15 protein-coding genes are annotated in these 14,271 nt (G+C 53.0%); 5 read left to right on the top strand and 10 right to left on the bottom strand.

Annotated features, from left to right (window positions below; all coding sequences use genetic code 11):
- Position 1: 1 nt before the first annotated feature.
- Positions 2 to 1,492: a SulP family inorganic anion transporter gene (locus ACUN8H_RS06800; RefSeq protein WP_445531392.1), complete on the bottom strand. Its 1,491-nt coding sequence runs from the start codon at positions 1,490 to 1,492 to the stop codon at positions 2 to 4.
- Between the two features lie 499 nt (positions 1,493 to 1,991).
- On the opposite strand from ACUN8H_RS06800, the gene ACUN8H_RS06795 reads away from it, so the two are divergent.
- On the top strand, positions 1,992 to 3,005 hold the full coding sequence (locus tag ACUN8H_RS06795) for an isocitrate dehydrogenase (RefSeq protein WP_445531391.1): 1,014 nt from the start codon (positions 1,992 to 1,994) through the stop codon (positions 3,003 to 3,005).
- Positions 3,006 to 3,031: 26 nt separating this feature from the next.
- Here the strand turns inward: ACUN8H_RS06795 and ACUN8H_RS06790 are convergent, their stop codons facing one another.
- A complete protein-coding gene (locus tag ACUN8H_RS06790; RefSeq protein ID WP_445531390.1) occupies positions 3,032 to 5,230 on the bottom strand; it encodes a heavy metal translocating P-type ATPase in 2,199 nt (732 codons plus the stop codon).
- Positions 5,231 to 5,298: 68 nt separating this feature from the next.
- On the opposite strand from ACUN8H_RS06790, the gene ACUN8H_RS06785 reads away from it, so the two are divergent.
- On the top strand, positions 5,299 to 5,778 hold the full coding sequence (locus tag ACUN8H_RS06785; RefSeq protein ID WP_445531389.1) for a MerR family transcriptional regulator: 480 nt from the start codon (positions 5,299 to 5,301) through the stop codon (positions 5,776 to 5,778).
- 18 nt (positions 5,779 to 5,796) lie between these two features.
- Here ACUN8H_RS06785 and ACUN8H_RS06780 read toward each other — a convergent pair whose 3' ends face one another.
- On the bottom strand, positions 5,797 to 6,573 hold the full coding sequence (locus tag ACUN8H_RS06780; protein WP_445531388.1) for a ZIP family metal transporter: 777 nt from the start codon (positions 6,571 to 6,573) through the stop codon (positions 5,797 to 5,799).
- A gap of 175 nt (positions 6,574 to 6,748) precedes the next feature.
- Between ACUN8H_RS06780 and ACUN8H_RS06775 the strand changes: the two genes are divergently transcribed.
- The 3 genes from ACUN8H_RS06775 (at position 6,749) to ACUN8H_RS06765 (ending at position 9,218) form a co-directional block, all read left to right on the top strand.
- Entirely contained in the window at positions 6,749 to 7,318 is a 570-nt protein-coding gene (locus ACUN8H_RS06775) for a sigma-70 family RNA polymerase sigma factor (protein ID WP_445531387.1), read from the top strand.
- Between the two features lie 16 nt (positions 7,319 to 7,334).
- Positions 7,335 to 7,538: a zf-HC2 domain-containing protein gene (locus ACUN8H_RS06770; RefSeq protein WP_445531386.1), complete on the top strand. Its 204-nt coding sequence runs from the start codon at positions 7,335 to 7,337 to the stop codon at positions 7,536 to 7,538.
- A 411-nt stretch (positions 7,539 to 7,949) separates the two neighbouring features.
- Positions 7,950 to 9,218, top strand: a complete 1,269-nt coding sequence (locus ACUN8H_RS06765; protein ID WP_445531385.1) for a methyl-accepting chemotaxis protein — start codon at positions 7,950 to 7,952, stop codon at positions 9,216 to 9,218.
- Between the two features lie 56 nt (positions 9,219 to 9,274).
- Here the strand turns inward: ACUN8H_RS06765 and ACUN8H_RS06760 are convergent, their stop codons facing one another.
- The 7 genes from ACUN8H_RS06760 to ACUN8H_RS06730 all read right to left on the bottom strand — a co-directional run bounded on the left by ACUN8H_RS06760 (position 9,275) and on the right by ACUN8H_RS06730 (position 14,191).
- Positions 9,275 to 9,925 (bottom strand): peroxiredoxin, encoded by a 651-nt coding sequence (locus ACUN8H_RS06760; RefSeq protein WP_445531384.1) that lies wholly within the window; start codon positions 9,923 to 9,925, stop codon positions 9,275 to 9,277.
- 239 nt (positions 9,926 to 10,164) lie between these two features.
- Positions 10,165 to 11,202, bottom strand: a complete 1,038-nt coding sequence (locus ACUN8H_RS06755; RefSeq protein WP_445531383.1) for a CNNM domain-containing protein — start codon at positions 11,200 to 11,202, stop codon at positions 10,165 to 10,167.
- Between the two features lie 98 nt (positions 11,203 to 11,300).
- Positions 11,301 to 11,912, bottom strand: a complete 612-nt coding sequence (locus ACUN8H_RS06750; protein ID WP_445531382.1) for a LysE family translocator — start codon at positions 11,910 to 11,912, stop codon at positions 11,301 to 11,303.
- Between the two features lie 157 nt (positions 11,913 to 12,069).
- Positions 12,070 to 12,537 carry an S-ribosylhomocysteine lyase gene (locus ACUN8H_RS06745; protein WP_445531381.1) on the bottom strand — a complete coding sequence of 156 codons (468 nt, stop codon included), beginning with the start codon at positions 12,535 to 12,537 and terminating at the stop codon, positions 12,070 to 12,072.
- Between the two features lie 49 nt (positions 12,538 to 12,586).
- Positions 12,587 to 12,934, bottom strand: a complete 348-nt coding sequence (locus ACUN8H_RS06740) for a putative quinol monooxygenase (RefSeq protein ID WP_445531380.1) — start codon at positions 12,932 to 12,934, stop codon at positions 12,587 to 12,589.
- Positions 12,935 to 13,020: 86 nt separating this feature from the next.
- Positions 13,021 to 13,479: a DUF302 domain-containing protein gene (locus ACUN8H_RS06735; protein WP_445531379.1), complete on the bottom strand. Its 459-nt coding sequence runs from the start codon at positions 13,477 to 13,479 to the stop codon at positions 13,021 to 13,023.
- A gap of 34 nt (positions 13,480 to 13,513) precedes the next feature.
- A complete protein-coding gene (locus tag ACUN8H_RS06730) occupies positions 13,514 to 14,191 on the bottom strand; it encodes a haloacid dehalogenase type II (RefSeq protein ID WP_445531378.1) in 678 nt (225 codons plus the stop codon).
- Between the last annotated feature and the right edge of the window lie 80 nt (positions 14,192 to 14,271).

The following is a 14,271-nucleotide window of genomic DNA, read 5'->3' as shown; positions in this document are numbered from 1 at the left end:
ATTAGTGGCCGCCCATCAGCTTTTCAACGGCTTCGGGGTCATTATGAACGGCATAGCGGTCTACTACCGTCGCGCTAGCTTCACTCAAGCCCACCAACACTACCTTGGTACCTTCGCGGCGAAACTTGATGACGATCCGATCCAACGCTTGAACGGCCGTCACATCCCAAAAGTGGGCGCGGGAAAGATCAATGGTCACTTTCTCGATACTTTCTTTGAGATCGAACGCAGTGGTAAAGCGCTCGGAAGAAGCGAAAAATACCTGCCCTATCACCTGATACTCACGCTCCTTACCCGCTTCGATCTCTTTTGAACCGATGTAGAGAATGTTGCCCACTTTGTTGGCAAAGAACAGCGCCGCCAGCAGCACACCGACAAATACGCCGATGGCCAAGTTGTGTGTGCTGACCGTTACCGCCACGGTAGCCAACATGACGATATTGGTGCTGAGGGGGTGCTTTTTCAGGTCGCGGATCGACTCCCAACTAAAGGTTCCAATCGATACCATGATCATTACGGCGACCAATGCCGCCATGGGAATCTGGGATACCCAATCTGACAGGAAGACCACCAACATTAAGAGCACCACGCCAGCAATCAGCGTCGATAATCGCGTCCGCCCACCGGATTTTATGTTGATTACCGATTGACCAATCATGGCACAGCCAGCCATGCCACCCATCAGCCCGGCACCTATATTGGCCACCCCCTGCCCTTTGCACTCGCGGTTCTTATTACTCGGTGTATCGGTCAGGTCATCCACTATGGTGGCGGTCATCATCGATTCGAGCAAACCCACCACGGTCAACATTAATGCGTAGGGTAAAATGATCCATAGCGTTTCCAGGTTCAGCGGCACACTGGGCCATAGGAAAACAGGCAGCGTATCGGGCAGTTCACCCATGTCGCCGACACTGCGGATATCCATACCGCTGACCATATAGACGGCGGTTAGCACCACAATGCAGACCAATGGTGAAGGAATCGATTTACCGATGACTGGTAAATAGGGAAACAGATAGATAATGCCTAAGCCTGCCAGCGTCATGGCGTAAACATGCCAGGTCACGTCGGTCAATTCCGGCAGTTGCGCCATGAAGATCAATATCGCCAGCGCGTTAACGAACCCGGTGACCACCGAGCGCGAGACAAAACGCATCAGATCGGCAAGCTTTAGATAGCCAGCCACAATCTGCAGCACACCGGTAAGCAGCGTTGCCGCCAGCAGATATTCAAGGCCATGTTCGCGCACCAGCGTTACCATCAGCAGCGCCATGGCGCCGGTTGCCGCTGAGATCATGCCAGGACGACCACCGGTGAAGGCGATAATCACGGCAATACAGAAAGAGGCATAAAGGCCAACTTTGGGATCTACGCCGGCAATAATTGAAAAAGCAATCGCCTCGGGAATGAGAGCGAGGGCAACAACGATTCCCGAGAGCGTGTCGCCTTTGATGTTAGAAAACCACTCTTGCTTGCTATAGAGAGCCATTGAGAGTCCATGGGTGGAGGTTAAAATTTTACAAACCCTCGACGCAACACAGTGGCGCACGCACAACGCGCGATATCAGAGGGATAAGCCAGTGCTTGAGCAATCTAGGGTTCGGCCCGCCAATCGGCGGAAGGATGGCAATAGCGTGCCGCAACGCCATGACAACACAATGAATGTGTCTAGACGTTTCGCTTGAGGAGGGGAACAACCTAGGGCGGAGTCATCAGCCCAGAAACAGACATTGCCTGCGATAAACGTGAAAAGGTCATTACTGTTATGCCTTGCTGTCAGTAAAGCGCGAATAATCATCGCGTCGGTTAGAGCGGCAGGATTCTACCAGCAATTAGCGCTAACTGCACCCGTGCTACGCCCTTAGCAGGGTGCCCTCTAGGTTCAATTTGGCGTACCATGACGCTCGAAAAGGACGTCTTACCCAGTCCCAACAATTTTCGTTGAAGCGGCACGTGCAGCCCACCTGCCGATTAAAGAGGAGCAGCCAATGAGCCAGTCTATTGCAGTCATCAAAGGCGACGGTATCGGCCCCGAAATAATGGATGCCACGCTGCGTGTCCTTGACGCGCTAGATTGCGGCTTAACTTACCAGCATATTGATGCGGGTTTAGGCGCCCTTGAAAAGCACGGCACGCTGATTCCTCAAGAATCGCTGGATGCCATTGAGAAATACGGTATTGCCTTAAAAGGCCCCCTCACGACGCCCATCGGCAAAGGGTTCTCTTCGATCAACGTACAGCTGCGTCGCCACTTTGATCTTTATGCCAACGTGCGCCCGGCGATCAGCTTCCCCGGTACTCGCTCGCGCTATGATGATATCGACATGATTACGGTGCGCGAAAATACCGAAGGCGCATATCTCTCCGATGGTCAAGAGATGATCGAAGATGGTGATACCGGCATTTCAGTTATTAAAGTCACCCGCAAAGGCTCCGAACGTATTGTGCGTTATGCCTTTGAGCTGGCCAAAAACAATGGCCGCAAAAAAGTCACCGCCGTCCATAAAGCCAACATCATCAAAACCAGCTCGGGGCTGTTCCTGGATGTCGCGCGGGAGATCGCCAAAGAGTACCCTGAGATCGAATTCCAGGAGATGATTGTCGATAACGCCTGCATGCAGTTGGTGATGAACCCGCATCAGTTTGATGTAGTGGTCACCACCAATCTGTTTGGCGATATTCTTTCTGACCTGTGTGCAGGTTTGGTGGGCGGTTTGGGCCTGGCACCAGGTGCCAACATCGGCGAGAAGGCCGCGATCTTTGAAGCCGTCCACGGCTCGGCACCAGATATCGAAGGCAAAAACATAGCCAACCCCTGCGCCCTACTGCTGGCCGCAGCCCAAATGCTCGACCACCTCGGCATGAACGAAAAAGGCGACGCCATCCGCCAGGGGATTCGTACCGTGCTGGAAACCCGCCGCGACATGGTGACCCCTGACATGGGCGGCACCGGTAGCACCGACTCCTTTGCCCAGGCGCTAGTCGAATACGTACAGGGTTAGTTCGTCCAACGTTAACGGGGATTGTTTTAAACATCGTTAAAGCGATAGCGCAACAAATGCAGCGCATTGAGGGTGACCAGCACGGTCGCCCCAGTGTCCGCCATTACGGCTACCCACATACCGGTAATACCCAGCGCTGTAGAGACCAAAAACAAGGCTTTAAAGCCTAGCGCCAGCGCCACGTTGGTTTTTACATTGCGCATGGTCGCTCGCGAGAGCGCAATCATTTCAGCAATGCCCGTTACGCGATTTTTAAGTAGCGCGGCATCGGCAGTTTCAAGCGCCACATCGGTACCGCTGCCCATCGCGATCCCTACTTCCGCCGCTGCCAGCGCCGGGGCGTCGTTAATGCCATCGCCCACTTTACCGATCGGCCCACCCCCTTGCGCCTGCCACTCGCGCACACGCTGGGCTTTATCTTCGGGCATCAGCTCGCCTTCGGCTTCGATACCCAACTGCTCACCAATGGCGGCTACGGTGCGGGCATTGTCACCGCTAAGCATGACCGCCTGAACGCCTAAGCGCTCTAACGCCTCAAGGCCTTGACGAGCATCTTCCCGGGGCTCGTCTCGGAGCGCCATTAACCCTAACGGGCGCTCGTTCTCGCTCTCTACTTCAATCAATACGGCCACGCTTTTGCCCTGGGCTTCCAGCGCGGCAATGCGGGCTTTTAGATCGCCAGAAAGAAGTGCTAGTGATTGCACAGCGCGTGGGCTCACCAGCTTTAATGAACGCCCTTCCACCTGCCCGGCAACACCCTGCCCGGCCAGCGCGCGACCCTCTTGCACAACAGGCGTCGGCAACCCCTGCTGCTGAAAATAGTCACTAATCGCCACAGCGAGCGGGTGGCTGGAGCCCTGTTCAAGGGCAGCAGCAAGACGCACGATTTCGTCAAGGCTGTTTTTATCAACATTTCTGGTATCGACACCACCGTCAGTATCAAAGCTCTCGACATCGGTGACGGTAGGCATGCCCGCGGTTAGCGTACCGGTTTTATCCAACGCGACGCGTTTCAGCTTGCCTAACTGCTCTAATACCGCGCCGCCCTTCATCAACAGGCCATTGCGCGCGCCGACCGATAACCCAGCGGCAATGGCCGCGGGGGTCGAAATCACCAGCGCGCAGGGGCAAGCAATCAGCAGCAATGCCAGCGCACGGTAGATAGATTCTGACCACAGCATCGGTGAAACTAACGGCGGCACGATAGCAACCAACAGGGCCACCCCCACGACCGCGGGCATGTAGTAAAAAGCAAAGCGGTCGATAAAACGTGCTACCGGCGCTTTGGCCGCCTGAGCCTCTTCCACCAGCTTGATCACTCGGGCGATAGTGTTGTTTTCAGCGCTTTGGGTGACTTTGATCTCAAGCACACCGTCCAGATTAACGGTGCCTGCAAAGACTCCCTCTCCTTCACCACGCTCACGAGGCACCGACTCACCATTGACCGGTGACTCATCGATTGATGAGCGACCGGTAATGATTTGCCCATCGCAGGGTAACCGGTCGCCGGGGCGTACCTGCACTCGCTGACCGGGCTCAAGCGAAGCGGCAGCGACTTCGCGCACTTCGCCCTGCTCCATCAGTCGTGCAGTCGAGGGCGTTAGCTTTGAAAGCGCCGCGATACTGCGCCGGGCCTGGGCAGCGGCCACCCCTTCCAGCATTTCACCCACTGCAAATAGAAACACCACGACAGCGGCTTCGGCGGCAGCGTTAATCCCAAGCGCCCCCAGGGCGGCAATGCTCATCAGCATTTCAATGGTGAACGGATTCCCCATCTTCAGCGCCTGCCCAGCGCGCTGAATTATCGGCACAAGGCCAACCACCGTCGCGGCAACAAACGGCCAAGTGCCCAGGCTAGGCCAGGCAAATTTGAGTGCCCAAGCCAGTGCCAGTAATGCGCCGCTGACAAGCACTAAACGCCCTTTAGGTGTTTCCCACCAAGGCGTATGTGTTGTCGCTTCAGACGTGTCCGCCGCCTCATCAACGACCTGGTACCCCAATGCAGTGATGGTCGACTCTATCTCGGCATGGGGCAGCGCTTTCCCAGGCGGCGCGGTCAATCGTACCGAGCCGGCAACAGCACTCGCAGAAACCTGTTCGACATGTTTCAAACGCGCCAGAGCCGCTTCGACTTTACGCTCGCAGCCACCACAATCCATACCTTGCACGCGCCAGGTAGTAGGCTCGGCCGACGCTTGTGGGGGGTTCACTGTTGTATGAGTCATCGCATGGCGCTCCCAGTTCGACTATTTTAGGGATAGCGTAATACCTGTAGCGACTAGAGGTTCAAGCCATGAACATGCAAACTCCAGAACCAGCCACCACGGCGCGTTATATCGGCATTGGCGAGCTGGCCCGTGAATCCGGCTGCAAGCCAGAAACGGTACGCTATTACGAACATATAGGGTTGTTGCCTTCGGCACCACGCAATGAAGGCAATCAGCGGCGCTATACCACAGCTGCCATCCGCCGCTTAACGTTTATTCGCCATGCGCGTGATTTCGGCTTTTCGGTAGAGGCGGTACGTGAGCTGTTACAAATGGCGGATCAACCGACCATGCCCTGCGATGAGGTCGATACACTGGCCAAGCGTCATCTAGCAGAAGTGGAAGCACGGCTCGCAAGGCTCACCGCGGTGCGCGACGAGCTACAGCGAATGATTAATCAATGTGCGGGGGGCAATGTGGGCCACTGCCATATTATTGATGTACTGAGTGACCATCGTCTGTGCAAGCAGACCGGTCCGCACGGCGGTGCGGAGGCGCTGCGTTGAACTCACTGAACGACACACTTACCCGAGCCATACATCCAGGAACAGCATAATCACCAAGCCCATCGCCAAACCGAAAGTGGCTTTTTTCTGATGCCCACAGCGGTGGGTCTCGGGGATGATTTCATGGCTGATGACATACAGCATGGCGCCCGCAGCAAAAGCCAGTCCCCAGGGCAGCAGGATTTGCGACACGCTGACAATGCTGGCGCCAAACAGCCCACCAATGGGTTCGATCAAGCCCGTTAAGGCGGCAATCGACCATGAGCGCCACTTTGAGTAACCTTCGCCCATCAACGCAACCGCGACGGCTAGCCCCTCCGGCATATTCTGTAGGCCAATACCGATTGCCAGCGGCATGCCGCCATCTAGCCCATTGGCGCCAAAGCCAACGCCTACCGCCATGCCTTCCGGCAGGTTATGAATAGTGATAGCAAACACGAATAACCATACCCGGCGCAGTGAGGCAGCTTCTGGCCCCTCACGGCCCTGGGCAAAATGCTCATGGGGAAGGTGTTCGTTAAGTAGCGCAATCGCGCCCATCCCCAACAAAATAGCGATACACACAATCGCTGCGGGCACAGGGCCACCTGAGTAATAGATCTCCGCAGCATCCAGGGCAGGAATAATCAGCGAAAAGAAAGACGCCGCCAGCATGACGCCCGCCGCGAAACCCAACGCCAAATCGCGAAAACCACGGCTAGGCGTTTTGCCCAACAGCACTGGCAATGCGCCGACGGCAGTCAGTAGCCCAGCCGTTAAGCTGCCCAAAAACCCTAATAACAACGTATTTTCCATGGACAGCATTAACCCAATTGGCAATTAGAAAGAGATGAAACAGAACGACACGCTATTGTCTAACGTGTTATCAGCACGTACTTTAACGCACTAGCACCGCATGAATAAAATAATGATCGTCTCATCAGGACGATGTAAACGTGTTCTTAGAAAGCACTTATTACAAAGGATTAACGTGCCACTCACCGCGATGTTAGCAGCTGCCCACTTTACCCAGTTAAGGCCGCGTTTGGTGGCGTTTGCGCGCTTGCAGCTGCGCGATGCCACCGCCGCGGAAGATGCCGTGCAGGAAACATTGCTGACGGCTTTTGAGAAAAGTGCCACGTTTGAAGGTCGCTCCGAGTTCGAAACCTGGGTATTCGGTATTCTGAAATTCAAAATTATGGATCAACTACGCCAACAGCGCCGCCAAAGTACCTGGCAGCCGATGGATCAGCACCTGGATGACGATACCCTTGATCGCCTATTCCAAAGTGACGGCCACTGGCAGATCAATGCGCGCCCCAGCCACTGGGGAGAGCCCGAACAGGTGCTGGAAAACCAGCGTTTTTGGCAAGTATTCGATGCTTGTCTAATTGCCTTGCCCGATAGCATCGCCCGTGTTTTTACCCTGCGTGAACTGATGGGACTCTCGACGACAGATATCTGTAAGGAAATCGGCATTACCGAAACCAACTGCTGGGTTATCTTACACCGTGCGCGTTTGCGGCTAAGAGAGTGCTTGGATCATGGTTGGCTCAACTAGCCGGAGGGAAATTAATATGCTTATGTGCCGCGAAGCCACTGGGCTGATGTCGTTAAGGCAGGACAAAATATTAACATTGCGTGAAAAGATGGCTCTTCGCCTTCACCTTTCCATGTGCCGGGATTGCCGTCACTGCGCTCGCCAATTCGATCTATTGCACAACATTAGCGCCCACTACCCTGCCTCGCTACTCTCTTCCCGCAAAACATTAGACGATTAGTTTTTCGGCTAGCCACGACACAGCCTTGTTCTCTCCTGATTCGCTTCTCTAAACAGCGAACTTTTGCCTACGCTCAACTAAAACATTGTACCCATCATATACATAGCAGTGCTTTTCCGTAGCCATTGCACTACAATAATAATTGTACGGAAATTATGCGATAGATTTAACTCGATATGAATAGCTCTGATTGCTTGCTCAAATCACGTGAACATACTGGATTTCAGTTGCCAGCATCTACGTCTACTAAATAGTGCCATTCATCTTAAGCCACTGAATAATTGAAGAAAATCATCAAAAAACACCGGCACTCTCACAAATGCAACATTATGTGTCATTTAGATACTTGCACACCAGGATTGCACGAACCTTATACACAAGATTTGTATCGCCACGTTAAAAGGATTAGCCATGCTCACATTTCTAGTTGCTAATGGTTTACATAGTGCACTTCATCAGCACACTGCTTGTATCACTTTTACGCCTACGGGAACTATTCAAAAGGCAAGTGAGCAGTTCCTAACCACGGTCGGCTACACTCTTGACCAAGTAAAAGGGCAGCACCACCGAATTTTCTGTTTCCCTGAAGAGAGCAATAGCCTTGAATATCGAACTTTTTGGGAAACACTGGCCGCAGGGCATAGTCAGCAAGGGCGCTTTCGGCGTTCTAATGCCCATGGCGCTGAGGTTTGGCTAGAGGCTACTTACTTACCGATCACTAATCGTTTCGGCAAGGTGACTTCGATTATCAAGATTGCCAACGACGTCACTACGGCTCACCAAGAGGCGGAGCGCAAAAATGCTGTCTTAGCGGCATTAAATAGCTCCATGGCGGTCATTGAATTTACTCCGAGTGGTGAAATTCTTAATGCCAACAGAAACTTTGAGCAGGCGATGGGCTATCGAAATGAAGAATTAGTAGGTGCGCACCACCGGATGTTTTGTCCCGCTGAGTTCGCGCAAACCAACCCGCGTTTCTGGGAGCGACTGGCTCAGGGCGAGTATATGCAAGGCAAGTTTGAGCGTTTGGATTCGCATGGCAGAAGCGTCTGGCTGGAAGCGACTTATAACCCCATTCAAGATAGCGATGGCAATGTCGTTAAGGTGGTTAAGTTTGCTACCGATATTACCCGCTCCGTCGAGGCAGCTGAATCAGCGAACCGCGCCGTTACTGCCGCTCAAAGCACCTCCTCTCAAACAGAGCAGATCGCCCAAAGCGGCCTTAGCCATCTACAGCGTGTGGTACGCGATTCTGAACAAGCGGCGTTAACCTTGGCGGAAGCACAGCAGCTAATCGCCGCACTTAACAATCAGGCACAGAGTATTAATAGCATTACTGAATCGATTGCACGTATCGCTAACCAAACCAACCTTCTATCGCTTAATGCCGCGGTAGAAGCAGCGCGTGCGGGTGAACAGGGGCGCGGTTTTGCGGTGGTAGCTAACGAAGTGCGTCGCTTGGCCAAAGGCTCTAGCGAAGCGGTGGAGGATATTACCCGGGTGCTGAAAGAGAACAGCGCCTTGGTGGAACGAACGACTCAGGCTATGCAGCAAGTAGTCGAGCAGGGGCAATCGAGCCAAGCTAGCGTCGGTGAAATCGAGATCATCGTTAATGAGATACTCACCGGGGCGCGTAGTGTTTCAACGTCGATTGAACGACTGGCGCTAGAGTCCGCTTGATGCTACATGCAAAAGCCAGCGCACAGGCGCTGGCTTTTCGCTTTTATATGACTCTATTAACGCAATGGCGTCTTACGCAGGTAAGGCAGCACCGTTTCGTACTCGCCATACTTCTGTTTAGCGTCCGCGTCAGAAACGCTAGGCGGAATAATCACGTCCTGGCCTATGGTCCAATCGGCCGGAGTCGCAACGCCATGTTTCGACGTGGTCTGCAGTGCGTCCAGCGCGCGTAGAATCTCTGCAAAGTTGCGCCCTACGGTCATTGGATAAGTCATCGAAAGCTTCAACTGCTTATCCGGCCCGATAATAAATACCGAGCGCACCGTTGCGCTGTCGGCGGGCGTACGGCCATCGGGCAGGTAGGCATCTTCCGGCAGCATGTCATAGAGCTTTGATACCGTTAAGCCGTCATCGGCGATGATAGGAAAATCTACCTCGCTGCCGCTGACGGTTTGGATATCATTGCCCCAGCGTTTGTGGTCTTCAACACCATCCACGGAAACACCGATCACTTTAGTACCGCGCTTCTTCCACTCCGCACTTAGCTGCGCGACGGCACCAAATTCCGTCGTGCATACCGGCGTAAAGTCTTTGGGGTGCGAAAACAGAATCGCCCAGCTGTCGCCAATCCAGTCGTGAAAGCGAATGGGGCCATGGCTCGTTTCCGCTTCAAAATCAGGTACAACGGCATTGATGCGTAATGACATGTTTCCTCCTTAATGGGCGATAGACGCCCTAATATCTTATTTGCCTTTCAACACGCTCACTATAGAACATTCAGTGCTAAGACAGCCAGTGGTACCACAATGTTCACAGGCATCATCAAGCGCAGAAAACACCAAAACAGTGAATAAGCAAATAGGGGGAAAACGAGAGTTAAAAATTAGCGGTAAAAAGCAAAACGGCGCCCTGAGGCGCCGCATACCACTAACACCAATGAATAGGGCTATTCCACCGGTTTTTCGCTCTTACCATTGCGCTTAACGCGCTTGATCCATTGCTGTTTCGCGTAATGCCGCAAGTTAGCTACATTATCGGTCTCATCGACAATGTCCTGTCCCAGAATGGTTTCGATAATGTCTTCAAGCGTAATTAAGCCCAAAAAGGTGCCGTGCTCGTCGTAGATCACTCGCATGTGGAGGTGATCCTTGAGCATAGAGGTAAACACCTGCTCAACATTGTGAGACACATCTACGCTACCAATCGGATGCATCAGCTCGCGCATCGTTTTCACGTCGTCTGCATGGTACATATCGGCTTTATGCACATAGCCAAAGGCTTGTTCTCCGTTGTCCATCACGGGGAAACGTGTAAAGGGTGCTTTGCCATACTGCTCATCAAACTCTGCCACGGTCATATTCGGCAGCACCGTGACACAAACCGTACGAGGCGTCATGGCCTTGCTTACCAGGATATCGTGCAGGTTAAGCATATTAATTATGGTGCGCGATTCATCCGCATCCAATACTTCTTCTTCTAAGCCAACCCGCGCCAGCACTTTAATTTCATCGCGCAGGTCGACATCGTGCTCTGACTTACCTAGGCGTCGCGTAATCTGTTCAGACATCCAGATGAAGGGCAGCAGACATACGATCATCGGCTTTAACAGACGCGGTAGAAAAGGCGATAAGCCACGCCAGTAGGTAGCCCCAATGGTCTTCGGAATAATTTCCGACAGAATCAAAATCAGCATCGTCATGACTGCCGAGACGATAGCAATCGACGCTTCACCAAACACCACCGCCGCTTGAGCACCTACCGCTGTGGCGCCAACGGTATGAGCAATCGTATTGAGCGTCAGAATAGCCGCAAGGGGACGATCAATATTACTTTTCAGCTTGGTCAGTGAAGCGTGTAGCTTGGGGTTGTCTTCTTTCTGCTTAGCAATATAGCTAGGCGTAATCGAAAGAAGCGCCGCCTCAAGGATGGAACATAAAAACGAGAACGCGATTGAAAGGGTAGCAATCGTGACTAAGAGGAACATGAGGGCCTAAGGTGATGGGTTGTCACGGGTTTATAGGAGCATCGTATATAGATGTCAATGGTAATCTATTGCACACTCGCCAACTCCGTTAACTGAATTTATGTCCTTAACGGTAACGCCGCGCCAATGGCGATGAAAATACCGCCGCAGGTGCGGTTAAACCCACGCCCGACGCGTTTTAGCCAGTGGCGAATGCGGTTGGCCATATTGGCAAGAAGACCTTCCACGACGCATTCGATCATCACAAAGGTGCCTGCCAGCACGAAAAACTGCAGCATCAAACTGCCTTGCGGGTCGATAAACTGGGGGAGAAAGGCGCTAAAGAACAGCAGTACTTTGGGATTGGTAATCGATGCCAGCACACCCTGGCGATACAGATACCACCCGCTCGTTCGGCTTGCATTCTCATCAAGCTCGCCCGTTATCGCCGGCGATCGCCACACTTGAATCCCCAACCAGATCAAATAGGCCCCACCGACCCATTTCAGCACCGTTAGCCACACCAGCGACGATTTAAGCAGCGCGCCAATCCCAAACATGCACAAGGCAATAATGAGAAAAAACCCTGTGGCACCGCCGATGATGGTAAACAGTGTTTTACGGCTGCCATGCAGCGCACCATGAGTGAGCGCTAACAGACCGTTGGGCCCTGGCGAAAGCGAAAGGCCAATGCAGGCGGCCAGGTATAAAAGCCACGTGTCTAACAGCATATCAATGCCTCACCGGTGGGAAATGCGTGCGCTGTGCCAGCATGTCATCGTTGGTTAGCCTTTTCATCTGTTAAATACCCTGGCTATAAAAACGCCTCCTGGGTAATAGATCCCCAGGAGGCGTTCAGCTTACAACGTACGTGCAGTTAAGTAAGGCTTAAGCGAACACCTCAGTCCACTCGTTGCGCTTGGCTAGCAGGTTGCGCGCAAGCTCCTTAGCCCCTTCCAGGCTGTGGCTGGCAGCCCAGCCGCACTGCATTTCATTACAGGCGGGTACTTCGGTAGCTTCTAACACATCATTGAGCGTTTGTTCGATGATAGTAATCACGCCATCGTAATCGTCGTGATTAATCAACGCGATGTAGAAGCCGGTTTGGCAGCCCATTGGGCTGATATCAACGACTTTATCGGTATGGTTGCGAGACATCTCAGCCATCAAATGCTCAAGCGAGTGCAGCGCGGGCATCTCCATGTGCTCTTTGTTGGGCTGGCAGATCCGCAGATCATACTTGTGGATGCGGTCGCCGTTTTGGCCTTCTTTGATGTCGGCTAAACGCACATACGGGGCTTTGACCTTGGTGTGATCCAGGTTAAAGCTTTCGACATTCATCTTTTTATCGGTCATGTTGGCTCCTTTTTCCGTTCAGCTCGTTAGCCTATTCTACACGCTGGGGCTATACCTTGGGCGCGTCAAAATTCCATGGCTCATCGGTGTAAACGCACACGTTAGCATCTTCAATATCACCATCGGGTGACTCAACGTGCTTGGCGAAGAAGTCTTGAATCTCTTTGCGCTGGCAGTGCGCTTCAAACTCTTCACGGCTGGCCCAAATCTCGTGAAAAACGATTGGATAACTGGTGCCCTGGGCAAAGGGGTTGTCGATCTGGCGCGTGACGGTGTAATGAATGCACGCATCTTCGCGGTGGGTGTTTGGCTCTAATGACTGAAGCGCTTTAAACACTGCTTCTTCTTTACCTGACTTGGGTTTAAAACCGGCGATACAGTAAATTTTTTCTGACATTTTTGAATCCTAAATCGTTGAACGTGCACTATTATGCGCTGCCATCCGGCTGGTTGACAGCCTCACCTAGCTAACGTTCAGCGAGTTTACTCGGCAGCGCTCTCGGCAACCGCCTGCAATACGCCCGCTACGTTGTCTAGCGTCAGGTCGCACTCTTCTAACCCATGGCGCTCTGCCAAGTAGTGCGGATCGTTCCACTCGAGACGAACGCCATCGTCCGTTTCGCGAACGACCATTTTTTGCGGCAAATCAAGCGCCACGCTTCCCTGACACTGCATCATCGGCGTGCCAGCTTTGGGATTACCAAATATAAACGTCGTGGTAGGCGGCAACTCAAGATCGTTGTTAGCGGCATTTTGAGCATGATCTACCGTTGCCATTACATTGAGTCCTTTTTCTTCTAATGCTGCATGGAGTTGTTCAATGACGGTGTCGAAGTTGGACTCGCTGGTTAAGTGCTCAATACCATTATCACTGGCGGCCAATAACGGCTGACTGAACAGACCGCAGACCGCTGCTATGCTAAATAACCATGAAATACGCATGACGTTTCCTTATTTTGGTTGCGATTAATAAATTTTATTTAATCAAGCGCTCTGCTAATGCTTCTAGATCGGTGACCGTCATATCGGGTTCGATTCCCCAGGGGTCGAAGGGGGCATCTGAACTGCGCCGCACCCAGGCGCTACGTAACCCGGCGTGGGTGGCACCAATTACGTCGAAGGGATTACTGGAAACCAGCCAGGTATGCTCTGGCCGCGTCTCTAACCGGGTGCGCAAGTGAGCGTAAACGGCGGGGTCAGGCTTGAAGCGCTTTACTTCATCGGCGCTAACAACGTCGTCCATATGGCTTTCAACCCCTGCGCGCGTTAACAGCGTCGACACGGCATCGGCAGTGCCGTTCGAAAAGGCCACGCAACGAATGCCGGCATCGCGTAACTTATCCAGCGCAGGCACCACGTCGTCGAACGCAGGCAGCTCACTGTAGACCGCCATCAGATGATCCTGATCGTTATCGGAAAGACCGGTCTGTAGTGCCCTATCCACGAACACCAACGCTTCTCGCGTGCACTCTGAAAACGCTACATAGGCACCCATTAGACCATGGCGGAAGCTGTATTCGAGCTGCTTCTCCCGCCAGCGGCGGGCAAACTCGACGGCCTTGGAAGCATCGGTCAAACGGCGTTCCAGCTCCACCGTTACTCCCTGAGTATCAATCAGCGTGCCGTATACATCGAAGGCTAAAACCGGCTGCATCGTTTACCTCTCCTTTACTATCCAGTGGCTAACAACTGTATCTAGCATAGTCGTGGGCTACAAAAACAAAAGCGCCACTG

It is taken from the genome of Vreelandella sp. V005, assembly GCF_052645115.1.
Note: the sequence above shows the minus strand (reverse complement) of the source record. Positions and strands in the feature narration are given on the sequence as shown.

Excerpts from the sequence above, each read along its gene's own strand:
- ACUN8H_RS06800 (WP_445531392.1), bottom strand. The coding sequence starts at position 1,492 with ATGGCTCTCTATAGCAAGCAAGAGTGGTTTTCTAACATCAAAGGCGAC.
- ACUN8H_RS06795 (WP_445531391.1), top strand. The coding sequence starts at position 1,992 with ATGAGCCAGTCTATTGCAGTCATCAAAGGCGACGGTATCGGCCCCGAA.
- ACUN8H_RS06790 (WP_445531390.1), bottom strand. The coding sequence starts at position 5,230 with ATGACTCATACAACAGTGAACCCCCCACAAGCGTCGGCCGAGCCTACT.
- ACUN8H_RS06785 (WP_445531389.1), top strand. The coding sequence starts at position 5,299 with ATGAACATGCAAACTCCAGAACCAGCCACCACGGCGCGTTATATCGGC.
- ACUN8H_RS06780 (WP_445531388.1), bottom strand. The coding sequence starts at position 6,573 with ATGGAAAATACGTTGTTATTAGGGTTTTTGGGCAGCTTAACGGCTGGG.
- ACUN8H_RS06770 (WP_445531386.1), top strand. The coding sequence starts at position 7,335 with ATGCTTATGTGCCGCGAAGCCACTGGGCTGATGTCGTTAAGGCAGGAC.
- ACUN8H_RS06765 (WP_445531385.1), top strand. The coding sequence starts at position 7,950 with ATGCTCACATTTCTAGTTGCTAATGGTTTACATAGTGCACTTCATCAG.
- ACUN8H_RS06760 (WP_445531384.1), bottom strand. The coding sequence starts at position 9,925 with ATGTCATTACGCATCAATGCCGTTGTACCTGATTTTGAAGCGGAAACG.
- ACUN8H_RS06755 (WP_445531383.1), bottom strand. The coding sequence starts at position 11,202 with ATGTTCCTCTTAGTCACGATTGCTACCCTTTCAATCGCGTTCTCGTTT.
- ACUN8H_RS06750 (WP_445531382.1), bottom strand. The coding sequence starts at position 11,912 with ATGCTGTTAGACACGTGGCTTTTATACCTGGCCGCCTGCATTGGCCTT.
- ACUN8H_RS06745 (WP_445531381.1), bottom strand. The coding sequence starts at position 12,537 with ATGACCGATAAAAAGATGAATGTCGAAAGCTTTAACCTGGATCACACC.
- ACUN8H_RS06740 (WP_445531380.1), bottom strand. The coding sequence starts at position 12,934 with ATGTCAGAAAAAATTTACTGTATCGCCGGTTTTAAACCCAAGTCAGGT.
- ACUN8H_RS06735 (WP_445531379.1), bottom strand. The coding sequence starts at position 13,479 with ATGCGTATTTCATGGTTATTTAGCATAGCAGCGGTCTGCGGTCTGTTC.
- ACUN8H_RS06730 (WP_445531378.1), bottom strand. The coding sequence starts at position 14,191 with ATGCAGCCGGTTTTAGCCTTCGATGTATACGGCACGCTGATTGATACT.